The sequence below is a fragment of the Stenotrophomonas maltophilia genome (assembly GCF_013464485.1).
In the GTDB taxonomy this organism is placed as follows: Bacteria; Pseudomonadota; Gammaproteobacteria; order Xanthomonadales; family Xanthomonadaceae; genus Stenotrophomonas; species Stenotrophomonas maltophilia_AW.
In genome coordinates this window covers 1-22,268 of record NZ_RAUX01000063.1, presented here as the reverse complement: position 1 = coordinate 22,268, position 22,268 = coordinate 1, and the positions used below count along the sequence as shown (strand labels likewise).

The window sequence follows — 22,268 nt, the reverse complement described above, 5'->3', positions numbered from 1 at the left end:
CCGGCACTACCGATGCTCATGCGCCTACCATGCGATCATCCCCCCATGAAGATCTATCTTGTCGGCGGCGCCGTACGCGACCGCCTGCTGCAGCGCCCTGCCGGCGACCGCGACTGGGTGGTGGTCGGTGCCACGCCCGCGCAGATGGAGGCGCAGGGCTACACCGCCGTCGGCCGCGATTTCCCGGTGTTCCTGCATCCGAAGACGGGTGAGGAATACGCGCTGGCGCGCACCGAGCGCAAATCCGGCCGTGGCTATCGCGGCTTCGTGGTCGATGCCGATCCGGCGGTGACGCTGGAAGAGGACCTGCAGCGCCGCGACTTCACCATCAACGCGATCGCCTGCGATGAGGAAACCGGCACGCTGGTCGATCCTTACGGTGGCGTTCGCGATCTTGAGCAGCGCGTGCTGCGCCACGTCGGCCCTGCGTTCGTGGAAGATCCACTGCGCGTGCTGCGCGCGGCGCGCTTCATGGCGCGCTTCGCGCCACTGGGCTTCACCGTCGCCGAAGAGACCACGGCGCTGATGCGCGAGGTCGCCGCCAGTGGCGAGCTGGACGCACTGGTGCCGGAACGCGTCTGGCAGGAACTGCGCAAGGCGCTGGTCAGTGAACGGCCCTCCGCCTTCCTGCGTACGCTGCACGATGCGCAGGCGCTGGGCCCGATCCTGCCCGAACTGGAAGCGCTGTATGGCGTACCGCAGCGTGCCGAATTCCACCCGGAAGTCGACACCGGCATCCACCAGGAGATGGTCAGCGACATGGCCGCGAAACTGGCGCCGGGCGATGACCTGGTCGGCTTCGCTGCCCTCACCCACGACCTCGGCAAGGGCCTGACCCCGCCGGAGGAATGGCCGCGCCACATCATGCACGAGCAGCGCGGCATCAAACCGCTGAAGGCATTGTGCGCGCGGTTGAAGATTCCCACCGAGCACCAGCAAGTGGCCGAAGCGGTCTGCCGCGAGCACTTGAACGTGCACCGCATCGACGAACTGCGCGATGCCACCATCCTGGAACTGCTGGGTCGCTGCGATGCACTACGCCGGCCGGAACGCGTGGCCCGCATCGTACTGTGCTGCGAGGCCGACAAGCGCGGCCGGCTCGGTTTCGAGGACGCCGACTACCCACAGGGCGAAACGCTCAAGCGCCTGCACCAGGCGGCGCTGTCAGTGCAGGCGCGCGATCTGGATACCACGCATCTGAAGGGCCCGGCCATCGGCGAAGCACTGGCCAAGGCGCGGGTGAAGGCGATCGCCGCCGCCCGCTGATCCGCAGCGGCCGTACCGGCCGCGCGCGCAATACTATGGGTAGTGCCGGCCGCTGGCCGGCAACCAGACAATCACTGGATTCAGTGCGCCATGCCGCGGGTGATCGCCGCCGCACGCTGCTTCAGCTGGGCCACGGCATCGGGAATCATCTCCATGCCCACGTCCAGGCCCGGGTTCAGCACCAGGCCGACGCCGTCGCCGATACCGGCCAGCAGCGCGTGCACCGCGATCGGCATGGCATGGGCAAACTGCGGCAGCTGCTCGTGCCACAGGCCGGCGCGCTCGGGGGCGGTGAACACGGCGAACATCGGCTCGCCGCTCTCGCTGGTCAGCACCAGCGGCGAGATGCTCTCGTCCCAGGCGCCATCTTCGCCGATGGCCTTGTCCAGCAGCACGAACGCCGTCGAGGTCAGCAGGCCGTCGAGGAACTGCGCTGCGGTCAGCGTGCCGTCTTGGGCCTGCAGCAGGCGCACCTCGAGGTCGTTGAGGGGTTCGAACGGGGTGTCGTGGTCCATGGTCGGTTCCGGTACGTGATTGCAGGGCAGACTTTAACAGGCCCGCTCCTCAACCGAGGAATCCGTGCCGCCACAGCCAGCCCAACGCCGCCAGACCGGCCACCACCACCAGCATCAACGGTAGACCAAAGCGGTGCCGCCACGGGATCGGCACCCCGCCCAGCTGCTGGTCCATGCTGTCGGTGTCCAGCACCCAGCCGTGCTCGCACCGGGTGCAGGCCAGCTCATAGCGGCGCTGGTAGGTGAAGCCAAACAGCAGGTCGATACGCGCCATCTTGTAACGCAACTGCGGTGCGAACTCGGTTTCCGTCTGGCAGCGCAGACAGTGGTGAGCCTCGGTCGGGCCGACGATCAGCACCCGCTCCTGCTGGCCGATCAGGATCATGGATCAGCGGCCCTGGCAGGCGGGTTGGGCCAGCAGCCATTGCTGGGCGGCAGCAAGGGTGGCTGCATCGCCGTCCGTTCGCTGGTCGGGCTCTATCTTCAGCCCGTCGCCGCGGCCGGTGCGGTCCTGCATCACGCTGGTGGTCAGCAGCAGCGCGCTGCCATCAACCAGCGGCCGCATCACGTTGGCGGTGGACAGCCCCGAGGTGGGCTGGCCGAAACTGCGCGTCTGCGGGCGACCGCGGAAGGAAAGCACGGTCGCCTCGCCGGAACTGGCGGTGCGCGGCCCGGTCAGCACGGCCACAGGCGCACCTGGGCGTTTGAGCTGATAGCCGGGCCCGCCAAGATCGACCCGCACGCGCTCGCCAAGGCGCACGTTGGAAGGTGTCAGCTGCCAGAGCGACGGACCGTCCGCGGCGGCAAAGGAACCCACGTTCTCCTCGGCGCCGGGCGTCGTACGCAACAGCGGCGCGGCACCCAGCAGCATCGGCCACATGTTGCCACCGGTGTTGTCCCGCAGATCGACAATCCAGCCGCAATGGCTGCCGTTGTCCTGGTCACGGATGATCGCCTGCCAGCGCTGGGCACGCTCCTTCATCTGCTGGTGCGCGGCGGGGCCCTGCATGACGCTGTAGCCCCCGATGTCCACCCGGCCAATGCGCGGGTCCAGCGCTTCGGCCAAGGCAACCGCTGCGCCCGAGGACGGCGTCGCTGCGCCATTGGCGCGCGCCAAGCGTTCTGCCTTCGCCTGCAGCTGCTTCGCACTGATCCAGCTGCCGTGGCCGCCTGAACTGCGGCCGGTGGCCTCCTGCAGCACCGCGCGGGCCTTGACCGGGTCGTTCCGCACCGCCTTCAGGCGCGTGCGCAGGGCCGGCCAGTCCACTCGGTCGCGGTACAGCGATTCCTTCTCCAGCATGTCCAACAACTGGGCCTGCGCCTGTGCTGTCGGCAGGTCGATGTCGTCTGGGGCAGCAGCCTGTACGGTGGTGCAGAACAAGACACCCAGAGCAGCGGCCATCACGCGGAGATCAAGAGGCATTCGACGTTCCTTCGTCGTGGATGAGTACCGCAGCATACGCGCTTGCCGCCGCCGTTGTGTGTCGGCTTTGGCACTCCCCATGCGGGGTGCGATTTACAACTCTGCTCATATCGCCGCTCGGGCAAAAGCGCGAGGGTGGCTCTGCCGGCGCGCTTTGCACTGGCCGGGATTGGCGTCCTGAATCAAACATCGAAGCGATCGCATTGCCGCATCTACGGCAATCACGACAATGCACCTGCTCGCCCATGGCGGGCGGTGCGTGGGGATCCTCGTGATCCGTCGGCTTTTTTCGCTTCGATTTTGACCGGCACGCCAACCCGCACCGCCCGCCACCTTGCATCCCGCAGGTGGCCTTTTCCCTGTGAGGTTGCCGCCATGAACACGCTCTACCCCACCTATCCCCGTCTGCAGGCGCTGCTCGGTGCTGCCCTGCCCGGCCTGCAGCTGTCCAATGCCACCGCCGAAGCGTTGGAAGATGCGCTCACCGAGGCCCATGAACACGCGCCACCCTCGGCGTTCTTCGCGCGATTGCGCGGTATTGCGCACAGTCGCACCGCCGATGGGCAGGCGTGGCGCGAGCGGCAACTCAGCGAGGCACGCGGTCGGGAGTTGGCCGAGGCGACGCGCTGTATGGCGGCGGTGTCGGCGTGTGGCGGTGTGCTGTTGGCGGCGCAGTCGGCGCGCGAGATGGATGACGCGCAGGCGCAGTGTCCGCCGCAGGTGGAGGAAGGGTTGCTGCATGCAGTGATGGTGTTGGCCGATCATGCCGGGGCGCTGGTGGAACCGGATGCGTGCACATCGTTGTTGTAGAGCCGAGCCCACGCTCGGCTGCGCGGAGGTCGCGGCGTCGGTGGGATCTGTGCCGACCAAGGTCGGCACCTACCAGAGCAGGGTCATGGCGGCGGAAAGATTCGTGCCGACCAAGGTCGACACCCACCAGAGCGAATCATGCCGCCGGGCATGGCCCGGCGCTACCAGTCCGCGCGCAGGCCGATGTTGCCTTCGATGATGCGGCGTTTCTCGTTGCGGTGGCCGCCTAGTTCCCGGGTGTAATCAGCCACCGCATAGGCGCTGACGGTGCGGTTGAAACGCCCGACCACACCCACGCCGGCTTCCAGCGCGCGCGAACGCTGCGCATTGATGATCTCGTCGTCGTCGAAACGGATGCGGTCTTCGCCAGAGCGGCCGTGCCAGTAGTTGAGCTTGAAGTACGGCTGCCAGCCGTTGTCGGCCAGCTGGTAATCGCCGGCAAGGCGCAGGCCGACGCGGCCGGTCCAGGCGTTGTCGTTGTCGAAGCGCACGCTCGACACCGCATCGCGTCGATCATCCAGCGAGGTGCGTTGCCAGATCACCTGGAGCTGCGGCTCCAGCCACCACGCAGACTGACCGAAGTGCAGCAGCAGCTTGCCGGCTTCCACCGACACACTGGTGCCATCACCGCTCACGCCAAAGCCGAGCCCCCGCGAGGAGCGCACGCGGCCGTCGTAGCGGCTCTGCATCGCCACCGCGTCGATGTAGCCACCGCGGCTGTCGGTGAACGTCCAGTACAGGCCCGCGTGCTTGTCATCCAGCCGGCTCTGGCCCACCTGCACGTTCTCCCAGCCCAGTGCCAGGCCGGTGGTCCTGCCCTGCGCGCGGGTGCGGCCGACGAACACACCGATCTGGTTGCGATGGCTGTCGGAAGCAGCGGCCCATACATCCAGACCGGCCTGCAGGCCCATCACATCGCCATCGAAGCCGGGCTGTGCATCGCCCTTCCAGTGGATTTCGTTGCTCTGCCCTACCAGGCGGCCCCAGGCGGTGCGGAATGCGCTCTTGTTGTACAGCAGGCGCTGCTCGCCCTGCCGCTCGTGGAAGGTACCGAGGCTGGCCAGCGAGGTCTCGCGCAGCAGCGGCGGCACCACCGCATAGGTGGCAGTCTCCACGCGGTACAGCGGCACCACTGCGCCTTCGGCCGGACGCGCGCCGGGTGTTGGCGGTGTGCCGGTGCCGGGCAGCGCACCACCGGCGACCGGTACATCCGGTACCGCCGGGTCACTGGGCGGTGCCACCGGTGCGGGTTCCGGCGGCGGCGGTGGCGGCGCGGACTCGCCCGCGGTCAGGTCCGGATCGGTGGCGCCTTCGGGCGGCGGTGGCGGTGCCGGGGTGATCGGCGGTGGTGGGGCCACCGGAGGCGTCAGCGGTGGCGGTGTCGCGCTGCCGCCACCGTTGGGTGCTGGCGTCGGCCCGCTGACCAGCGTGGAGCGCAGGTACCAGTTCTCGGCGGTACCGGCACTGACACCGCCCTTGAACAGGAAGTACTCGTAGGCACCGGCCGCAACCGGTGCGAACAGCGAAAACGCGCCCGGCGCGGTGCGGCCGCCATTCAAGGCCTGCACCACCAGAATGCCATCGGCCAGCGTGGCGGCGCCGCTGCCGCCGGCATTGAGCACGCCGATGCCGGTGGTCCCGGTGGCAGTACCGCCGTCGATCACCAGGCGGTCGCTGGTGGAATTGTCCACGCCCAGCACCGTGCGCAGGTACAGGCCCCCCCCGTCTCCGCGGTAGTTGCCACGCACGGTGAACACGTCGCCAGCGCCGGTACCGGTCAGGTCGATGCGCCCGGCATTGATCATGTCCACCAGCGCGCCGCTGTTGAACGGACGGATGGCATGGCCACCACTGCCGGCATAGACGGTACTGGTGTCATCCACGCTAAGCGTGCCGGTGCCGGTACCGCTGTCGCCCAGTACCAGATCACCGTCGAAGCTCAGTTCGGTGCTGCTGGCCAGGCTGATTGCTTCCCAGTTCTGGAAGCGGCTGACGCCCGCAGTCTTGACGTTGCCGAGGTTGAGCTGGTCCACACCGCTGCCACCCTCGAACAGCGGTACCGCGCCGAGGTTGCCCTGGTTGAGATTGCTGAGGTTGGCCACGTCATTGTCCGGGCCCATGTCGATCGCGCCGTACACGATGCCGCCGCCGTTCCAGGTGAAGGTGTCGTTGCCGGTGCTGAGCAGCACCTGCCCGCGCACGGTGCCATCGGTGATGGTGACGCTGTCGTTGCCGCCGCTGACGCTGATGTTGCCGCCGATGTAGGCGGTGCCGGAAATGATGATGGTGTCGGTATCGAAGCCGGTGACCACGTTGCCGTCCACCGTGCCGCCGGACTGGTCCCAGAGATTCTTGTCCAGCTTCATGTTGACCCGGCCGATGCGGCCGCCGGTCATCCAGGCCTGGTCGCCATCCTCGAACGCGCCGACGATACGTCCGCCGCTCATGCGGAAGGTATCGATGTTGTCGCCCTGCTGCAGCGCGCCGATGGTGCCGCCGGCCATGACGAAATCATCGCGGCCACTGCCCTGCGTCACCAGCCCGGTGACGGTACCGCCGCTGACCGTCATCTGGTCATCGCCCATGCCCTGGTCAACGCTGTCGATCGTTCCATCGCCGAGCAGCAGCACATCATTGCCATCGCCCTGCAGCACGCCGCCGGTGATGCTGCCGGCCTGCATTTCCAGGCGATCATTGCCGGCATCGAACTGCACGCCGGTGCGCCCGCTGATCGTGCCGCGGTTGACCAGCACGCTGTCACCGGCGCCGGCGAACTGCAGGGCGGTGGTGTTGCCGGTGCTGATGCTGCCGCTGTTGTCGACACGGCTGCCGCCACCAAGCTGCACGGCCACGCCACCGACCGAACTGATCGTTCCCAGGTTGGACAGCAGGTGCCCACCGGCGCCGGCCAGCGCGATGACGCTGGCGCCGCCGCTCTGCTGCAGCTGCGCGCCGCTGGCGACGTTGACGGTGATGCCGGCCGCGCCACTGGCGGTGATGGGCGTCGGCTCTGGATTCGGCGCGTTGGCGTTGCAGGTGACGGTCTGCCCGGCGGCGGGCGTGGCGCTGTCACAGCCCGCCCACGCGACGCCGACGGACAGCAGCAGTGAGGGGACGGCAAGGGCCTGCAGCACGCAGACAGCGAGACGGCGCGGACGGAGCGCGCGCGGGACGGCGCGGGACATACAGCACTCCTGGACAGGGGGAACAGGAACTGCGGATATGCGGCACTGCGCAGGCAGTCTGCCGTGCGGTGAATGGTTTCGATAGATGAATTTATGCGCTGGACATCACGTTTTGAATGCGAAGTCGGGCAATCATCACGTGCGCGCTATGTAGCTGAAATCGTTCAGTATTGATGCGGAAATCATCCACGTGTGGCGTGGATGCCATTCGCGGGAGGGGTCAGATCTTCAGGTAGATCCTGCGCTTATCCAGCCACCACGCCACGCCCCACCACAGTGCAACGAACGCCAGCGCCTGCAGCGCGGATGCCAGCTCGAGCGCCTGCGGCATTGCGATGGCCAACTGCTGCCAGATCCAGCCCCAAGCGCCGGTCGCCATCAGCACCACCGACATCACCGAGGCGCCCAGGTAGGCGGTGATCGCGTTGACCGCGAAGCGCCGGCCCAGCGCCGGCCAACCCTTCTGGTCGATCAGCCAGTGCCCCAGCCACAGCGCCAGTGCCGCTAGACCGCCCGTCCACAGCACGTAGCTGGGCGTCCACAGCTGCTTGTTCAGCGGCAGCACGATGGCCAGCAGCAGGCCGAGCACGGCGGTCGCCACGCCCAGCCCGGCCAGCGCGACAGCACGCCCGTTGCGCAACAGGCCACCGGCCAGCAGGCCGAGCACGGTGCTGGCCAGCGCACCCAGTGTGCTCAGCAATCCTTCCGGGTCATGGCCAAGGCCGGTATCGGCATGCCATTGATAGATCCACGGCGCGAACAGCACGGTATCCAGACGGCTGGCCGGGTTGGTCCACGGTGCCAGGTCACCGATACCGAGCAGCAGCGCGCTGTACCCCACCAGCAACGCGACCAGCACGCTGGCCTGCACGCGCGGTCGTGCATACACCGCCAGCACACCTACCAGCGCCGCGCACACCGCGATGCGTTGCAGCACGCCCCATATGCGGAAGTGGTGCGTATCCAGCGCCCACCAGATCAGCAGGTGCAGCAGCGCACCGGCCACCAGGATGCGCAGTGCGCGCTCCAGCACGCCGCGCGACAGTGCCGGCCTCGCCGCCACATCCAGCGCGCGCGGTGCCACGCTGAAGGCCATCGATACGCCGACCAGGAACAGAAAGAACGGGAACACCAGATCGGTGAGCGTGCAGCCATGCCAGTCCGAATGACGCAACGGTGCGAACACCGCGCTCCAGTCGCCCGGATTGTTGACCAGCAGCATCGCCGCCACGGTGATGCCGCGCAGGGCATCGATCGAGCCCAGCCGGCGTGGCGGCGTCGCGTTCATCAGGCGGCCTCGTACTGTCCGGCGATCCAGGTGCCACGCACCTGCAGCGCATCGTCCAGCAGCACCAGGTCGGCCTGGTAGCCCTCGGCGATGTGACCCAGTCGGTCATCGATATTGAGGAACTGCGCCGGATAGGTCGAAGCCATGCGCGCGGCTTCGGCCAGAGATTGGCCGAGCAGCTGCACGGTGTTGCGCACCGCAGTGGCCATGTCCAGCGCCGAACCCGCCAGCGAACCAGCGGCATTGCGCACCACGCCATCGATGGCGGTGATGGTTTCGCCGTACAGCACGTAGCTGGGATCATCGGCACCGACCGGCGGCATCGCGTCGGTGACCAGCAGCAGGCGGCCGCGCGGCTTGGCCGCCAGCGCCACGCGCAGGCTGGCCGGATGCACATGCACGCCATCGACGATGATGCCGATCCAGCTGTCGCGGTCTTCCAGCGCAGCACCTACCGCACCGGGCTCGCGGCCCTGCAGCGGCGACATCGCGTTGTACAGGTGGGTGAAGCCACGCACTCCGGCGTCCAGCCCGGCGCGGATCTCTTCGTACGTGCCGGCAGTGTGCCCGGCAGCAACAATCACGCCACGCTCGACCAGCACGCGGATGGTTTCCAGCGGCACCCGTTCCGGCGCCAGCGTCAGCACGGTCACACCGTTGTCCAGCGATGCTGCCAGCGCGATTTCTTCTTCGTCCGGCACACGGAACTTGCTGGCATCGTGCGTCCCCTTGCGCGCCGGCGCGATGTACGGGCCTTCCAGGTGGATGCCGATCACACCAGGCACCCCCTGCGTGATGGCCTCGCGCAGCGCCGCGATGGCATCGCGCATCACTGCCACATCATCGCTGATCAGGGTCGGCAGCATCGCCGTCGTGCCGAAACGGCGGTGTGCCTGCGCGATGGTGCGCAGTGCATCCACGTCGGGCGTGTTGTTGAACAACGCGCCGCCCCCGCCGTTGACCTGCACGTCGATGAAGCCCGGCAGCAGCCAGCCACCGCCCAGGTCGACCTGCTCATCAGCGTGGCCGAGCTGCGGCGCGGCGTCGGGCAACAGCGCGGTGATATTCCCGTCCTCGATCAGCACGGCCAGGTCATCACGGAAATCATCGCCGACCAGGATACGGGCATTGCGCAGCACGGTCGCCATCACACGGTCTCCGTCACCTTGTTCAGGTGCGGCGGCAGATCCGGATTGAAGCCACGACGCAGGGCCAGCGCGTTGATCGCGCGGTAGAAGCTCTGCACGGTCAGCAGCGGCGCGCACAGCGGATGTGGTGCGGCCGCAACCGGCAGGTTGCCACCGGCACCGGCCAGCCACACCCGCGCGCCACGCGCGGTGAACTCATCGACCACTGCACGGGTGCCGGCGCCGGTTTCATCCGGCTGGGCGAAGGCCAGCACCGGGAAGCCGCGATCAACCAGCGCCATCGGGCCATGCTTCACTTCGGCCGAGCTGTAGGCCTCGGCATGCAGGCTGCAGGTTTCCTTGAACTTCAGCGCCGCTTCCTGCGCCGCGCCCAGGCCCAGGCCACGGCCCAGCACGAACAGGTTGGTGGCCTCGACCAGGCCTTCGGTCACTGCGCTCCAGTCGCACTGCCATGCCTCGCGCATGGCATCGGGCAGCAGGTCCAGCGCATTGCGCAGGCTGCTGTTCTGCTTCCAGTACGCGGCCAGCTGCAGCAGCGCGGCCAGCGAGGCCAGGTAACTCTTGGTGGCGGCCACGCTCTTTTCGGCACCGGCATGCAGCGGGATGACCGTGTCGGCCAGCTGCGCCAGCGGCGAATCCTCGACATTGACCAGCGCAACCACGCGCGCGCCGGCGGCCTTGGCGGCCTCGGCGTTGCGCAGCAGGTCCGGGCTCTTGCCCGACTGCGAGATGACGATGAACAGCGCGCCGCGCAGCTGCAGCGGTGCGGCATACACCGACCCCACCGACGGTGAGGCCGAGGCGACCACCAGGCCCAGCTGGGTTTCCAACAGGTACTTGCCGTAGGTGGCGGCGTGGTCGGAACTGCCGCGTGCGCAGGTGACCACGAACGGCGGCGGCGCTGCGCGCAGGCTGGCGGCCAGGGTCTCCATGGTGGCGTGGTTGCGTGAGAACTGGCGGGCAACCACGTCGGCCGCTTCAGCGGCCTCGGCGAACATCAGGGTGGCGGTGGGGTCTGACAGCGACATGGCGGGCTCAGGCAGGATCGGAAGGAAGGGGGCGTGCGCCGGCCGGGCGCATCGGCGCGGTCGAACCGCGCACCACCAGCTGCGGCACGAAGCCCTGGTTGTGCAGCGGTGCCGGCGCATCGTCGTAGGCGTCGCTGCGCAGCTGCGCGATCAGCAGGCGCGCGGCATGGCGGGCGATGTCCTCGGTGGCCTGCTTGGCGGTGGTCAGCGGCGGCCACGACTGGCGCGAGAACGGGCTGTCCTCGAAGCCGGCGATGGACAGGTCGTAGGGCACGTTCATGCCGGCCGACTTGGCTGCGGCCAGTACGCCGGCGGCGATCTCGTCGTTGGAGCCGAAGATGGCGGTGGGCGGCTCGCGCAGCGCCAGCAGGCGGCGCGCACCGCGGAAACCATCATCGAAGGTGTAGTCGCCCTGCACCACCAGGTGCTTGTCCACGGTCATGCCGTAGTCCTTCAGCGCGGCCTCGTAACCGGCGTAGCGTTCGCCCGAGGAACGGTGCGAGATGCCGCCCCAGAGGAAGCCGATGCGCTGGTGGCCGAGCTGGATCAGATGCTCGGTGATCTCGTAGGCGGCCTCGCGGTCGTCGACGAACACGCAGGCACCGTCGGCCGGGTCTTCGGTGGCAGCGATGATGCGCACCAGCTTGATGCCGCGCGCGGTCAACGCTTGGATCAGGTCGCGGCGCTCGGACATCGGTGCGGTCAGCACCAGCCCGGCCAGGCGCGAGCGCTGCACCCAGTCGGCCAGTTCATCGGCCAGCAGCGGCGAGCTGGAATCGCAGGGATGGATCTGCAGGCCGAACCCGGTCTCGCGGCAGGCGGCCAGCACGCCGTTCTGCACGCCGATGATGTGGTACGGGTTGGGGTTGTCGTAGACCAGCCCGATCACGAAGGTGGTGCCACTGCGCAGGTTGCGCGCGGAGGGATCGGGCTCGTAATCGAGCTCGGCAATGGCACGCAGCACCCGCGCACGGGTGGCCTGCATCACCGACGGTTCGTTGTTGATCACCCGCGAGACCGTCTTCAGCGAGACCTTGGCCTTCTCCGCAACGTCCTTGATGGTCGCTCTGCGCATGGGTTTTCCCTGGGGTTGGCTGCCGTCCATCATCGCCGATCAGGCCTTGTCCTGCGGCAGGCCGGCGCGATGGCCGATCACCGAGTAGAACAGGATGTACAGGTAGCACGGCACCATCAGCAGCACGAACACCAGCTGGAAGTCGATGTGCTGCTTGAGCACGGCGAACAGCTGCGGAATGATCGCGCCACCGGCGATGCCCATCACCAGCAGCGCCGAACCGGTTTCGGTGAAGCGGCCCAGGCCACGGATCGCCAGCGGGAAGATCGCCGGCCACATCATCGCGTTGGCAAAGCCCAGTGCGGCCACGAAGCCCACCGAGACATAGCCGTGGGTGACCCAGGCGCCGAGGCAGAACACCACACCCAGCACCGCCGAAATGGTCAGGTAACGCGACTGCGAGACCACCTTGGGGATCAGCAGCAGGCCGACCACGTAGCCGATGAGCATGGCAAACAGGGTCAGCGAGGTGAACATCTTGGTCTGGTCCAGCGGCAGGTCGAAGCCGTGGCCGTAGGTGCCGATGGCATCACCGGCCATCACCTCCACGCCCACGTAGACGAACAGGCACAGCACGCCCAGCCACAGGTGCGGGAACTGGAAGATGCTGCGGCGCTCGGCGGCACCGGCAGCGGTGGGGGTGGCGTTGGCTTCGGCGGACTTGATTTCCGGCAGCGGTGAGAACAGCACCGCTACCGCGAGCAGCACCAGCAGGCCGGCCATGGCCAGGTACGGCGCATGGATCTTGGCGGCGAAATCGTTGAGCAGGGCGACCTTGGTGACCGCGTCGGCGGCCTGCACCTGCTTGTCCAGATCGCCGATGCCATGCAGCACCAGCGTGCCGATCAGCACCGGCGCCAGCATGCCGGCGATCTTGTTGCAGATGCCCATCAGCGCGATGCGGCGTGCGGCGGTTTCGATCGGACCGAGGATGGAGATATAGGGGTTGATCGCCGTCTGCAGCAGGGCCAGGCCGCTGCCGATCACGAACAGGCCGCCGAGCGCCCCCGGGTACCAGCGTTGCGTGGCGAACTCGCCGAACAGTGCGGCGCCACCAGCCATCACCAGCAGGCTCAGGCTCAGGCCCTTCTTCATGCCGGTGCGGCGCAGGATCCACGACGACGGCAGGGCCAGGAAGAAGTAGGACAGGTAGAACACCATCAGCACCAGGAAGGCGCCGACCTCGCTGAGTTCGAAGGCGAGCTTGACGAAGGTGATCAGCGGGCCGTTGAGCCAGGTGAAGAAGCCGATCAGGAAGAACAGCACGCCAACGATGGCGATGGAGGTGGCCACGTTCGGGCGCGCGCTTGCAGCGGGGACGGCGGACATCAGGAGGGCTCCTGCGGCGACGGCCGCAGAACGCGGCGTCGGAGAGTGGCTGGGAACAACGTTGTCACATTCTTTCGATGGACAGCCGCGCTTTGTCAACTTCCAAATGCAGCACGCCGCTACCCATGCTGCACCGCGCAACCGACTCACTGCGCAGCGCGCTGAATGCGCGTCGGGCCTTGAGGCCCATGCGGAAACGGTTCCCGTGTGAAACCGATGCTCACGCCATGTAAACGTTTACCGCCCTTCGCATTCGCTGCGGCGCAGCAACGAAAGTGTCACGAACTCGTTGACATCGTTGTCAGCGGGGTTACAGACTCCGCCCCAATCGCCGCCCCCGAACCCGGGGTCGGCCTCACCTGCAGCAGGAGCCCGCGTGACCGCCAGCCACCCCGCCCCGGCCCATGTCCTGTCCCGAGTCGCGCCCTCGTTCCTGGCCGCCGACGTTGGTGGCACCCATGTGCGTGTGGCCCGGGTACAGGCCAGCGGAGATGCCGCCCATCCGGTGCAGGTGCTGGAATACCGCAAGTACCGCAATGCCGACCATGCCGGCCTCAGCGCGATCCTGTCCGATTTCCTGGGTGAAGGCCCGCGGCCCACGCACTGCGTGGTCGCCAGCGCCGGCTATGCCCGCGAGGACGGCACGGTGATCACCGCCAACCTGCCGTGGCCGCTGTCGGCCCGCCAGGTGGAAGCCGATGTCGGCCTGCAGCGGGTCTACATCGTCAACGACTTCGAAGCCGTGGCCTACGCCGCCGCGCAGGTGGACGCCAGTGGCGTGCTGCACCTGTGCGGGCCGGAGACCGCTGCGCGTGGCCCCACCCTGGTGGTCGGCCCCGGCACCGGCCTCGGCGCCGCGCTGTGGATTCCCACCGCTCACGGCCCGGTGGTACTGCCGACGGAAGCCGGCCAGCCGACCCTGGCCGCCAGCACCGAACTGGAAATGGCCATCGTCCGCCACATGCAGCGTGACCGCGCCCATGTATCGATCGAGCATGCGATCTCCGGCCCCGGTCTGATGAACCTGTACCGCGCAGTGTGCGCGCTGCAGGGACAGGTGCCGACGCTGGCCAGCCCTGATGCAGTCACCGCTGCCGCCATGGCCGGCAGCGATGCGCATGCGCGCCAGGCGCTGGATGTGTTCTGCGGCCTGCTCGGCAGCACCATCGGCGACATGGCGCTGTTCTACGGCGCCCATGGTGGCGTCTACCTGGCCGGCGGCATCCTGCCGCAGATCCGCGAGTACCTGCACGCGAGCACCTTCGTCGAGCGCTACCTGCAGAAGGGGCCGATGGGCGAAGCGCTGGCACGCATTCCGGTGAAGGTCGTCGAGCACGGCCAGCTGGGCGTGGTCGGCGCCGCCAGCTGGTACCTGCAGCAGTCGGCCGCCTGACACCGCAACAGGCTTCAACGCAATCGCAGCACGCAGTACGTGGCACGCCAACGCACGGGACTTCGCCGCCACCCCGCGCATGTCTTCGCAACCGTAATCGAACACCGCCGCCGGCATCCAATCGAGTGATGAGGAGAGACATCATGAACACCCGCAAGACCCTGCTTTCGGCCGCCATCGTCAGCTGCATCGCCTTCAGTGCGCATGCGCAGCAGGCCGCCCAGACCGCCACCGACCTGGACACCGTGCAGGTCACCGGCATCCGCGGTTCGATGGAAAAGTCGCTGGACACCAAGCGCGAAGCCAATGCGCGCGTGGAAGTGGTCACCGCCGAAGACGTCGGTAAGCTGCCCGCGCACAACGTCGCCGATACCCTGCAGCGCCTGCCAGGCGTGAACATCAGCTCGTCCAGCGCCGACGAGGGCGGCTTCGATGAAGCCGATCGTGTCAGCCTGCGCGGCACCAGCCCGAGCCTGACCCAGACCCTGATCAACGGCCACACCGTCGGCTCAGCCGACTGGTTCGTGCTCAGCCAGGGCAACAACGTCGGCCGCAGCGTCAGCTACTCGCTGCTGCCGTCGGAACTGGTCAGCTCGGTGGAAGTGAACAAGTCCTCGCAGGCCAAGCTGCAGGACGGCGGCACCACCGGTACCGTCAACATCATCACCCGCAAGCCGCTGGAGTTCTCCAAGCAGTTCACCGCGGAAGGTTCGATCGGCGCGGTGCGTTCGGACCAGGCCAAGTCCAACGACCCGCAGCTGTCGGCACTGTTCAACTACAAGAACGACGAAGGCACCTTCGGCGTGATGCTGCAGGCCTTCAGCCAGAAGCGTGAGCTGCGCCGCGAAGCGCAGGAAATTCCGGGCGGCTTCTTCGCTATTGAAGCCACCGATCCGGTCGCCAAGACCAATCCGGACCTGGTCGGCGTACAGGTCCCGGGCCTGCTGGGCTCGACCCTGTTCGAACAGACCCGCAAGCGCACCGGCGGCCTGGTCTCGCTGCAGTTCAAGCCGACCGATGATCTGAGCTTCGTACTCAGCGGCTTCAGCTCCAAGCTGGAAGCGAACAACTACAACCGCAACTTCATGATGTTCGGCAACAGCTTCGGCAAGTCGCAGGCACCTGATCCCGGCTACGTGGTCAAGGATGGAGTGCTGACCCAGGCCAGCTATGCCGGCAAGCCGGGCACCAACTACGCGGTGTACGACATGATCTACCGCGAGTCGACGGCCAAGACCAACTACATCACCCTGGATGCCGACTGGCAGGTCAGCGACAACCTGACCGCGAAGTTCCAGGCTGGTACCACCAAGGGCACTGGCGAAACGCCGCGCCAGTACATCGCCGAACTGTTGACCGCAAACGGAGGAGGCGCCAGCTGGACCACGCATGGCAACGGCTCGCCGGTGGACTGGAATGTGGGGGGCGACATCAGCCCTGCCGGCGCCAGCTGGGGCGGCACCTGGGGTAACCAGCAGGTCACCGCGATCGACAAGGAAAAGTGGGCCAACGTTGATTTCAGCCAGTACTTCAACGCGGGCGTGTTGAGCTCGATCGATTTTGGTGCGCGCTACGCCGACCACACGCGTGAAGCAAAGTCGCCGGAAGGCGCCACGCCGGGCAACATCTGGGACGCCCTGCGCGGCAGCCCGACCGCCAACTATCCGGGTGGCTTCGCCGACGATATCGGTGGCAGCTTCCCGCGCAACATCTGGTATTACACTCCGGCAGCGCTGCGCAACGCGGTGACCAACAATTCCGAATGGCTGTCCGGCAACGATGGTCCCGACGGCCGCCACAACTACGGCGCCGAGTGGAAGGTGACCGAGAAGAACTTCGCCGCCTACGTCCAGGGCAACTTCAGCGGCGACCGCTGGAGCGGCAATGTCGGCCTGCGCTACGTCAACATCAAGCAGGATATCGACACTTACGCCACGGCGACGGGTTCGACCGTGCCGGACGTGAGGAGCCTGTTCGGTGCGTGGACCCGCGAAGCCTTCGAGAACAAGCACAACCGCGTACTGCCGAGCGCCAACTTCAAGTACGACCTGCGCGACGACCTGGTGCTGCGCCTTGCTGCCTCGCAGACCCAGACCCTGCCCGACTACTCCGCATTGGGTGCGTCTTCGTACGGCTCGGATCTGAACCGCAAGGGCGGCGGCGGCAATCCGAAACTGAAGCCAGTGATCTCGACCAACTTCGACGCCAACCTGGAGTGGTACTTCATGCCCCGCGGCATGCTGTCGGTCGGTGCCTACTCGATGCGCCTGAAGGACTACGTGGCCTTCAGCACCGAGAAGCAGATGCTGTTCAGCGAGCTGACCAACCAGCTTGAGGAGTACGACATCTCGCGCCCGAAGAACGCCGATGGCAAGGTACGCGGTATCGAAGTGGCCTATGAGCAGCCGATCGGCGAGTACTTCGGCGTCAACGCCAACTACACCTACGCCGATGGCAGCACCGAACACACCTGGGCCGACGGCAGCGACAACCTGCTGGGCACTTCGAAGAACACCTACAACGTCGGTGCCTACTTCGAGAACGACACCTTCGGTGCACGCGTCAGCTACACCCGCCGTTCGTCGTTCCTGATCGGCCTGTCCGGTGCCAACCCGTACTACCAGGATGACTTCGGTACCCTGTCGGCGTCGCTGAGCTACAAGGCCACCGACTGGCTGAGCATCAGCTTCGATGCGCTCAACCTCAACAACCCGACCTACAAGTACTACCAGACCGCGGCCATCCCGACCTCGTTCTACAGCAACGGTCGCCAGTACTACCTCAACTTCCGCTTCAAGTACTGATCCAGCGGCGGCAACATCGCCGAGTCGTGCACGCACGCCGGGCCTGGGTCATTCCGGGCCCGGCGTTTTTCATGTATAGCGTTCATCGCACCGTTCCAAGGAGTCGTCCCGATGGTCAAGTCTTCCCGCGCCCGGATGCGCAGCGCAGTGCTGCTGGGCAGCCTGCTCGCCCTGTTACCGGCGTTGCCGGCACTCGCCGCCGATCCCACGCCCGCCGCTGAAGCACCCGGCCCGCAGCTGCGCGCCGGCAGCCTGATGCTGATTCCCGCCCCCACCCATGTGCAGGCCGGCCAGGGCAGCGGCATCACCGTGCGTGCCGATACCGGGCTGCAGGCCGACGGTGAGGCTGCGCAACGGGTCGCCACCCAGTTCGCCGATCTGCTGGCCCGCAGCGGCGGACCGCGCCTTGCACTGGCCAAGGGCAAGGAGACGTCCCGCAGTGGCGGCATCCGCTTCCAGATCGTGCCAACCTTCCGCGACAGCGGCGAGGGCTACACGCTGGAAAGCACCGCACAAGGCGTGCTGATCCAGGCGGGCAACGAAACCGGCCTGTTCTACGGCGCGACCACGCTTGCCCAGCTGGCCACGGGTGGCAGCAACGGCGTGCTGCCGGCGGTGCAGATCCAGGACGCGCCACGCTTCAGCTGGCGTGGTTTCATGCTCGATTCGGCGCGGCATTTCCAGAGCCTGGACGAAATCAAGCGCGTGCTCGACGCAATGGCCGCGCACAAGCTCAACACCTTCCATTGGCACCTGACCGATGACCAGGGCTGGCGCATGGAGATCAAGCGCTATCCGAAGCTGACCGAAGTGGGCAGTTGCCGCCTGCCGGCCGGCGACGGTGGCATCGATCCGGTCACTGGCCAGGAACACCCTTATTGCGGCTTCTACACGCAGGACCAGATCCGCGAAGTGATTGCCTATGCGGCGAAGCTGCATATCCAGGTGATTCCGGAAATCGATGTGCCGGGCCACGCGACTGCCGCGATTGCTGCGTATCCGGAGCTGGGCACCATCGATACGCCGTTGAAGCCGATCAGCGAATGGGGCGTGTTCCCCAACCTGTTCAACGTGGAAGACAGCACCGTCACCTTCCTCGAGAACGTGCTGGAGGAAGTGATCGACCTGTTCCCGGCCAAGTACGTGCACGTCGGTGGCGACGAGGCGGTGAAGGACCAGTGGGAAGCCTCCAGGCAGGTGCAGCAGCGCATGCGTGCACTGGGCATCAAGGATGAGATGGCCATGCAGAGCCACATCATCAAGCGCCTGGAGACGTTCCTGGAGGAACACGACCGGCGCCTGATCGGCTGGGATGAGATCCTCGAAGGGGGTCTGCCGCCGCAGGCCACGGTGATGTCGTGGCAGGGCACCGAAGGTGGCCTGGCTGCAGCCAGTGCCGGCCATGACGTGATCATGTCGCCGGTGGGTTACCTGTACCTGGACTACCTGCAGACGGCCTCGCCGAACGAGCCGCCCGGTCGCCCGACCCAGGTCAACCTCGGCAAGCTGTACAACTTCGAGCCGGTGCCGGCCGAGCTGGCCGCTGACAAGCGCGGGCACATCCTCGGCCTGCAGGCCAACATGTTCACCGAGCACACGCGCAGCTACGCACGCCTGCAGCACAACCTGTTCCCGCGCCTGGCCGCGGTGGCCGAGACCGGCTGGAGCACACCGGAACATCGCGACTTCCGCGACTTCCTCGCGCGCCTGCCGGCACAGCTGCAGCGTTACCGTGCCTGGGGCCTGGCCTACGCGCAGACCCCGTTCGAAGTGGGCGTGAACTACACCGACAACCGCGCGGCCGACACGGTGACCGTGTCGCTGGCCAATCCGCTGGGCTATGAGGTGCGCTACAGCACCGATGGCCAGCCGGTGACCGCGCAGTCGCCGCTGTACCAGCAGCCGCTGACCGGAAAGCTGCCAACCACCGTGCAGGCTGCCGCGTTCTATCAGGGTCAGATGCTGGCAGCGAAACCGACCATCGCCGCGTTCACCGCGCAGTCACTGCTCAGCCGCCGCAGCGATGAGCTGCTCAGCTGCGTGGGCAAGAAGGGTCTGGTGCTGCGCCTGGAAGACGATGGCCCGCGCGAGGGAACGCGTGCGGTGTTCAACGTGGACATCTTCCAGCCGTGCTGGCGCTGGCCGCAGGCGCAGCTGGACGGTATCGGCAGCGTGGAAGTGCGTGCGGGGCGTATTCCGTACTACTTCCAGCTGGCCCACGACGAGCCCAAGCGTCGCTTCGGGAAGGCCAAGCGCGCGCACGGCGAGATGCAGGTGCGCCGCGGCGACTGCAGCGGCAAGGTGCTGGCTGAGGTACCGCTGCCGGCCAAGCCCGATGCCGATGGCTTCGTGACACTGCGTGCAGCGCTGCCGAAGGATACGCAGGGCACCGGTGACCTGTGCATCAACTTCACCGGCGACACGCGCCCGGCGATGTGGGTGCTGGATGAAGTGACGCTCAGGTAGGTGCCAACCTTGGTTGGCGCTTTGCGGCCAGATCCACGCATGGCGTGGATCTACTGTAGAGCCGAGCCCATGCTCGGCTGCTTTTCAACCGGAAAGCCGAGCATGGGCTCGGCTCTACAGGAACCTCACCCGCGCCAGCGCAGCAGCAGGTCGCGCAGCGGGGTCAACGCGGTGGCCATGCCGGCCAGAACGCCAATGGTGTTGGCAATCGCATCCATCGGATCAGCCATGCGATCTTCGGTCAGCGCACCCTGCGCGAATTCGATGCCGATCCCCATCACTACCAGGCCTGCGCCCACCCATAGCAGCGGGCGCCCGCGCCGGAACAGCTGTACCGCGCTGCCGGTCAGGATGAAGTAGGCGAGGAAGTGCTCGCCCTTGTCGCTGTTTTCCGGCAGCGGAATCGGCGGCGGTGGAATCAGGCAGACCACGATTACCAGCAATACTGCCGCCGCCCACAGTGCAGCCCACAGCCGCGGCCGCCGCAGCGGCTTGATCAGCAGCAACGCACTGCTCACAGGCGCCAGCTCAGATCACCCAGTTCAAAGGCCGGCTCGAAGTCGACGCCACGCTGCAGGCCGATGGCCTGGAAGCGCTCGCCCATCTCCGTCGGCAGGGTCAGCTTCTTCACCTGGTCGCGCAGCTGAATGCGGCCGACCTCATCGGTTCGTTCCTCGGCCAGCAGCAGCACCTGGTCCAGGCCATTGCCGAGCAGGAAACTGGCCTGGCTGCAGTAACCGGCCAGCTCGAAGCCGCCGTGCTGGCCCGCCTCGGCCATCGCGGTGAAGTCCACCGATGCGGTGATGTCCTGCAGGCCGGGCCAACGGTGCACGTCGTTGTGCACGTGGTGGCGATAGAACGCACGCACGGTGCCTTCGTCACGGTCGTGCTGGTAGAACTCGCCGCGGTTGTAGCCATAGTCGACGAACAGCATGGCGCCACGCTGCAGGCCGCCAGCCACCGCCTGCAGCCAGTACGGCAGTTGCGGCAGCACCTCGGAGCGATAGCCCTCGGCGAAGGGCTTTTCCAGATAGCGCTCGATATGGCGCACTGCACCGTTGAGCAGGATGTCAGCCGGCTGCGCACCACGGATGAAGTTGCCTTCGGCGTCCAGCTCGACGGTTTCCTCGTAGACCTCGCCATCCCGGATCAGGAAGCGTGGGGTCGGCAGCGCGTCGATCACTTCATTGGCAAACACCACGCCTTCCCAGTCCTCGTCGAACGGGCGATCGACCCAGTCCGCGCGCGCGGCCAGCTCCGCCGGCAGGTTCTGCTGCAGGCGCTGCTGCTGGCGCTCGCGCAGGTCGGCACTGGGTTCGAGGATGGCGTAGCGCGACGGCAGTGCGTCCAGCTCGGCCAGGCGCAGCAGCACGGCCTCGGCAAAGGCGCCGGTACCGCCGCCCAACTCCAGCATCCGCGCCTGCGCGCCCAGCTGGGCGAACACCGGGGCAAGCGCGTTGGCCACGCTGCCGGCGAACAGGCTGCCGAGCTCGGGCGCAGTGGTGAAATCGCCGCTGCCACCGAACTTGCTGGCGCCGGCGCTGTAGTAGCCCCAGCCGGGGGTGTACAGGCACAACTCCATGAAGCGCGAGAACGGCATTGCCCCGCCCTGCGCAAGGATTTCGGCGCGCAGGGCGGCAGCCAGCTGGTCGCTGTGGGCCAGGGCATCGGCTTCGGGCAGGGGGAAGGTGGGCTGCATGGCGTCTTCGAATGCGGTGACAATGGTGCACAGGATAGCCGAGCCTTGGAGGACCCTCGATGAGCGATACCCACCCCGTGGTCCTGATCACCGGCAGCGCACGCCGGATCGGTGCGGCCATCGCCCGCCAGTTCCACGCCTGCGGCTGGTCGGTGGTGCTGCACGCCCACACCTCCAGCGCCGAACTGCAGCAGGCCGCGTTCGACTTCGACAACGTTCGCCCGGGCAGCGTGCTGGCGCTGCAGGCCGACCTGCGTGACGCGGACGCCCTGCCCGACCTGGTGGAACAGGCGGTCACCCATTTCGGCCGCCTGGACGCACTGGTCAACAACGCCTCGAATTTCTACGCCACCCCGCTCGGCCAGGTTACCGCCGAGGCGATGGACGAGCTGTATGCGGTCAACGCGCGTGCGCCGCTGCTGCTGTCACAGGCCGCCGCGCCCTATCTGCGCCGCCAGCAGGGCTGCATCGTCAACCTGACCGACCTGCACGGCACCGACCCGATGCGCGACCACATCGCCTACACGATGGCCAAGGCCGCACTGGAGATGGCCACCCGTTCGCTGGCACTGGAACTGGCACCGAAGGTGCGGGTGAACGCAGTGGCCCCCGGCGCAATCCTGTGGCCGGAACAGGGCAAGGACGATTTCGCCCGCGAGGCCCTGCTGGCGCGCACGCCGCTGGCGCGGATCGGTACGGTCGAGGAGATTGCCGAAGCGGTGTACTGGCTGGTTGCCGAAGCCAGCTTCGTCACCGGCCACACGCTGCGCGTGGATGGTGGGCGCACGGTCAGCTGATATGTTGCCGGCCAGCGGCCGGCGCTACCGGTAGTGSCSGGC

17 protein-coding genes are annotated in these 22,268 nt (G+C 67.1%); 6 read left to right on the top strand and 11 right to left on the bottom strand.

Annotated elements, in window-relative coordinates; translation table 11 throughout:
* Positions 1 to 45 precede the first annotated feature (45 nt).
* Entirely contained in the window at positions 46 to 1,266 is a 1,221-nt protein-coding gene (locus D7Y61_RS21370; protein WP_180869207.1) for a multifunctional CCA addition/repair protein, read from the top strand.
* A gap of 80 nt (positions 1,267 to 1,346) precedes the next feature.
* Here the strand turns inward: D7Y61_RS21370 and D7Y61_RS21365 are convergent, their stop codons facing one another.
* From D7Y61_RS21365 to D7Y61_RS21355, 3 genes are read right to left on the bottom strand one after another with little or no spacing between them, the layout of a single operon-like run.
* The gene (locus D7Y61_RS21365) at positions 1,347 to 1,781 is read right to left on the bottom strand and encodes an SseB family protein (protein WP_005419309.1); all 435 of its coding nucleotides are present in this window, start codon (positions 1,779 to 1,781) and stop codon (positions 1,347 to 1,349) included.
* Positions 1,782 to 1,830: 49 nt separating this feature from the next.
* On the bottom strand, positions 1,831 to 2,166 hold the full coding sequence (locus D7Y61_RS21360; RefSeq protein WP_180869205.1) for a hypothetical protein: 336 nt from the start codon (positions 2,164 to 2,166) through the stop codon (positions 1,831 to 1,833).
* Between the two features lie 3 nt (positions 2,167 to 2,169).
* A complete protein-coding gene (locus D7Y61_RS21355; protein WP_180869203.1) occupies positions 2,170 to 3,204 on the bottom strand; it encodes a S41 family peptidase in 1,035 nt (344 codons plus the stop codon).
* A 375-nt stretch (positions 3,205 to 3,579) separates the two neighbouring features.
* Between D7Y61_RS21355 and D7Y61_RS21350 the strand changes: the two genes are divergently transcribed.
* On the top strand, positions 3,580 to 4,014 hold the full coding sequence (locus tag D7Y61_RS21350; protein WP_180869201.1) for a hypothetical protein: 435 nt from the start codon (positions 3,580 to 3,582) through the stop codon (positions 4,012 to 4,014).
* A 161-nt stretch (positions 4,015 to 4,175) separates the two neighbouring features.
* Here the strand turns inward: D7Y61_RS21350 and D7Y61_RS21345 are convergent, their stop codons facing one another.
* From D7Y61_RS21345 to D7Y61_RS21320, 6 genes are all read right to left on the bottom strand, one after another.
* Positions 4,176 to 7,199: an autotransporter outer membrane beta-barrel domain-containing protein gene (locus D7Y61_RS21345; RefSeq protein WP_180869200.1), complete on the bottom strand. Its 3,024-nt coding sequence runs from the start codon at positions 7,197 to 7,199 to the stop codon at positions 4,176 to 4,178.
* A 220-nt stretch (positions 7,200 to 7,419) separates the two neighbouring features.
* Positions 7,420 to 8,487: an acyltransferase family protein gene (locus tag D7Y61_RS21340; RefSeq protein WP_180869198.1), complete on the bottom strand. Its 1,068-nt coding sequence runs from the start codon at positions 8,485 to 8,487 to the stop codon at positions 7,420 to 7,422.
* A complete protein-coding gene (gene nagA / locus D7Y61_RS21335; protein WP_180869195.1) occupies positions 8,487 to 9,635 on the bottom strand; it encodes an N-acetylglucosamine-6-phosphate deacetylase in 1,149 nt (382 codons plus the stop codon). The genes D7Y61_RS21340 and nagA overlap by 1 nt, the downstream gene beginning before the upstream one ends.
* Positions 9,635 to 10,663: an SIS domain-containing protein gene (locus D7Y61_RS21330; RefSeq protein WP_180869193.1), complete on the bottom strand. Its 1,029-nt coding sequence runs from the start codon at positions 10,661 to 10,663 to the stop codon at positions 9,635 to 9,637. Before D7Y61_RS21330 ends, nagA begins: the two co-directional genes overlap by 1 nt.
* 7 nt (positions 10,664 to 10,670) lie before the next feature.
* Complete coding sequence (locus D7Y61_RS21325; RefSeq protein WP_006391719.1) at positions 10,671 to 11,738, bottom strand: LacI family DNA-binding transcriptional regulator; 1,068 nt, start codon at positions 11,736 to 11,738, stop codon at positions 10,671 to 10,673.
* Positions 11,739 to 11,777: 39 nt separating this feature from the next.
* Positions 11,778 to 13,067, bottom strand: coding sequence for a sugar MFS transporter (locus D7Y61_RS21320; protein ID WP_180869191.1), 1,290 nt, complete (start codon positions 13,065 to 13,067; stop codon positions 11,778 to 11,780).
* A gap of 376 nt (positions 13,068 to 13,443) precedes the next feature.
* Here D7Y61_RS21320 and D7Y61_RS21315 point away from each other — a divergent pair, with 376 nt between their 5' ends.
* The 3 genes from D7Y61_RS21315 to D7Y61_RS21305 all read left to right on the top strand — a co-directional run bounded on the left by D7Y61_RS21315 (position 13,444) and on the right by D7Y61_RS21305 (position 19,730).
* On the top strand, positions 13,444 to 14,460 hold the full coding sequence (locus D7Y61_RS21315) for a glucokinase (protein ID WP_180869189.1): 1,017 nt from the start codon (positions 13,444 to 13,446) through the stop codon (positions 14,458 to 14,460).
* A 143-nt stretch (positions 14,461 to 14,603) separates the two neighbouring features.
* Positions 14,604 to 17,264, top strand: coding sequence for a TonB-dependent receptor (locus tag D7Y61_RS21310; RefSeq protein WP_180869187.1), 2,661 nt, complete (start codon positions 14,604 to 14,606; stop codon positions 17,262 to 17,264).
* A gap of 111 nt (positions 17,265 to 17,375) precedes the next feature.
* Positions 17,376 to 19,730 (top strand): beta-N-acetylhexosaminidase, encoded by a 2,355-nt coding sequence (locus D7Y61_RS21305; protein ID WP_180869185.1) that lies wholly within the window; start codon positions 17,376 to 17,378, stop codon positions 19,728 to 19,730.
* A 125-nt stretch (positions 19,731 to 19,855) separates the two neighbouring features.
* On the opposite strand, the gene D7Y61_RS21300 is transcribed toward D7Y61_RS21305, so the two are convergent.
* Together D7Y61_RS21300 and D7Y61_RS21295 are read right to left on the bottom strand one after the other, a co-directional pair.
* The gene (locus D7Y61_RS21300) at positions 19,856 to 20,248 is read right to left on the bottom strand and encodes a VanZ family protein (protein ID WP_180869183.1); all 393 of its coding nucleotides are present in this window, start codon (positions 20,246 to 20,248) and stop codon (positions 19,856 to 19,858) included.
* Positions 20,245 to 21,429 (bottom strand): class I SAM-dependent methyltransferase, encoded by a 1,185-nt coding sequence (locus D7Y61_RS21295; protein WP_180869181.1) that lies wholly within the window; start codon positions 21,427 to 21,429, stop codon positions 20,245 to 20,247. The genes D7Y61_RS21300 and D7Y61_RS21295 overlap by 4 nt, the downstream gene beginning before the upstream one ends.
* Positions 21,430 to 21,488: 59 nt before the next feature.
* Between D7Y61_RS21295 and D7Y61_RS21290 the strand changes: the two genes are divergently transcribed.
* Positions 21,489 to 22,226, top strand: a complete 738-nt coding sequence (locus tag D7Y61_RS21290; protein WP_180869180.1) for a pteridine reductase — start codon at positions 21,489 to 21,491, stop codon at positions 22,224 to 22,226.
* Positions 22,227 to 22,268: the final 42 nt, after the last annotated feature.

Bases quoted from the DNA above. Each gene is read 5' to 3' on its own strand.
- nagA (WP_180869195.1), bottom strand. From the start codon at position 9,635: ATGGCGACCGTGCTGCGCAATGCCCGTATCCTGGTCGGCGATGATTTC.
- D7Y61_RS21295 (WP_180869181.1), bottom strand. From the start codon at position 21,429: ATGCAGCCCACCTTCCCCCTGCCCGAAGCCGATGCCCTGGCCCACAGC.
- D7Y61_RS21290 (WP_180869180.1), top strand. From the start codon at position 21,489: ATGAGCGATACCCACCCCGTGGTCCTGATCACCGGCAGCGCACGCCGG.
- D7Y61_RS21310 (WP_180869187.1), top strand. From the start codon at position 14,604: ATGAACACCCGCAAGACCCTGCTTTCGGCCGCCATCGTCAGCTGCATC.
- D7Y61_RS21350 (WP_180869201.1), top strand. From the start codon at position 3,580: ATGAACACGCTCTACCCCACCTATCCCCGTCTGCAGGCGCTGCTCGGT.
- D7Y61_RS21370 (WP_180869207.1), top strand. From the start codon at position 46: ATGAAGATCTATCTTGTCGGCGGCGCCGTACGCGACCGCCTGCTGCAG.
- D7Y61_RS21325 (WP_006391719.1), bottom strand. From the start codon at position 11,738: ATGCGCAGAGCGACCATCAAGGACGTTGCGGAGAAGGCCAAGGTCTCG.
- D7Y61_RS21320 (WP_180869191.1), bottom strand. From the start codon at position 13,067: ATGTCCGCCGTCCCCGCTGCAAGCGCGCGCCCGAACGTGGCCACCTCC.
- D7Y61_RS21305 (WP_180869185.1), top strand. From the start codon at position 17,376: ATGGTCAAGTCTTCCCGCGCCCGGATGCGCAGCGCAGTGCTGCTGGGC.
- D7Y61_RS21365 (WP_005419309.1), bottom strand. From the start codon at position 1,781: ATGGACCACGACACCCCGTTCGAACCCCTCAACGACCTCGAGGTGCGC.
- D7Y61_RS21330 (WP_180869193.1), bottom strand. From the start codon at position 10,663: ATGTCGCTGTCAGACCCCACCGCCACCCTGATGTTCGCCGAGGCCGCT.
- D7Y61_RS21355 (WP_180869203.1), bottom strand. From the start codon at position 3,204: ATGCCTCTTGATCTCCGCGTGATGGCCGCTGCTCTGGGTGTCTTGTTC.
- D7Y61_RS21345 (WP_180869200.1), bottom strand. From the start codon at position 7,199: ATGTCCCGCGCCGTCCCGCGCGCGCTCCGTCCGCGCCGTCTCGCTGTC.
- D7Y61_RS21340 (WP_180869198.1), bottom strand. From the start codon at position 8,487: ATGAACGCGACGCCGCCACGCCGGCTGGGCTCGATCGATGCCCTGCGC.
- D7Y61_RS21360 (WP_180869205.1), bottom strand. From the start codon at position 2,166: ATGATCCTGATCGGCCAGCAGGAGCGGGTGCTGATCGTCGGCCCGACC.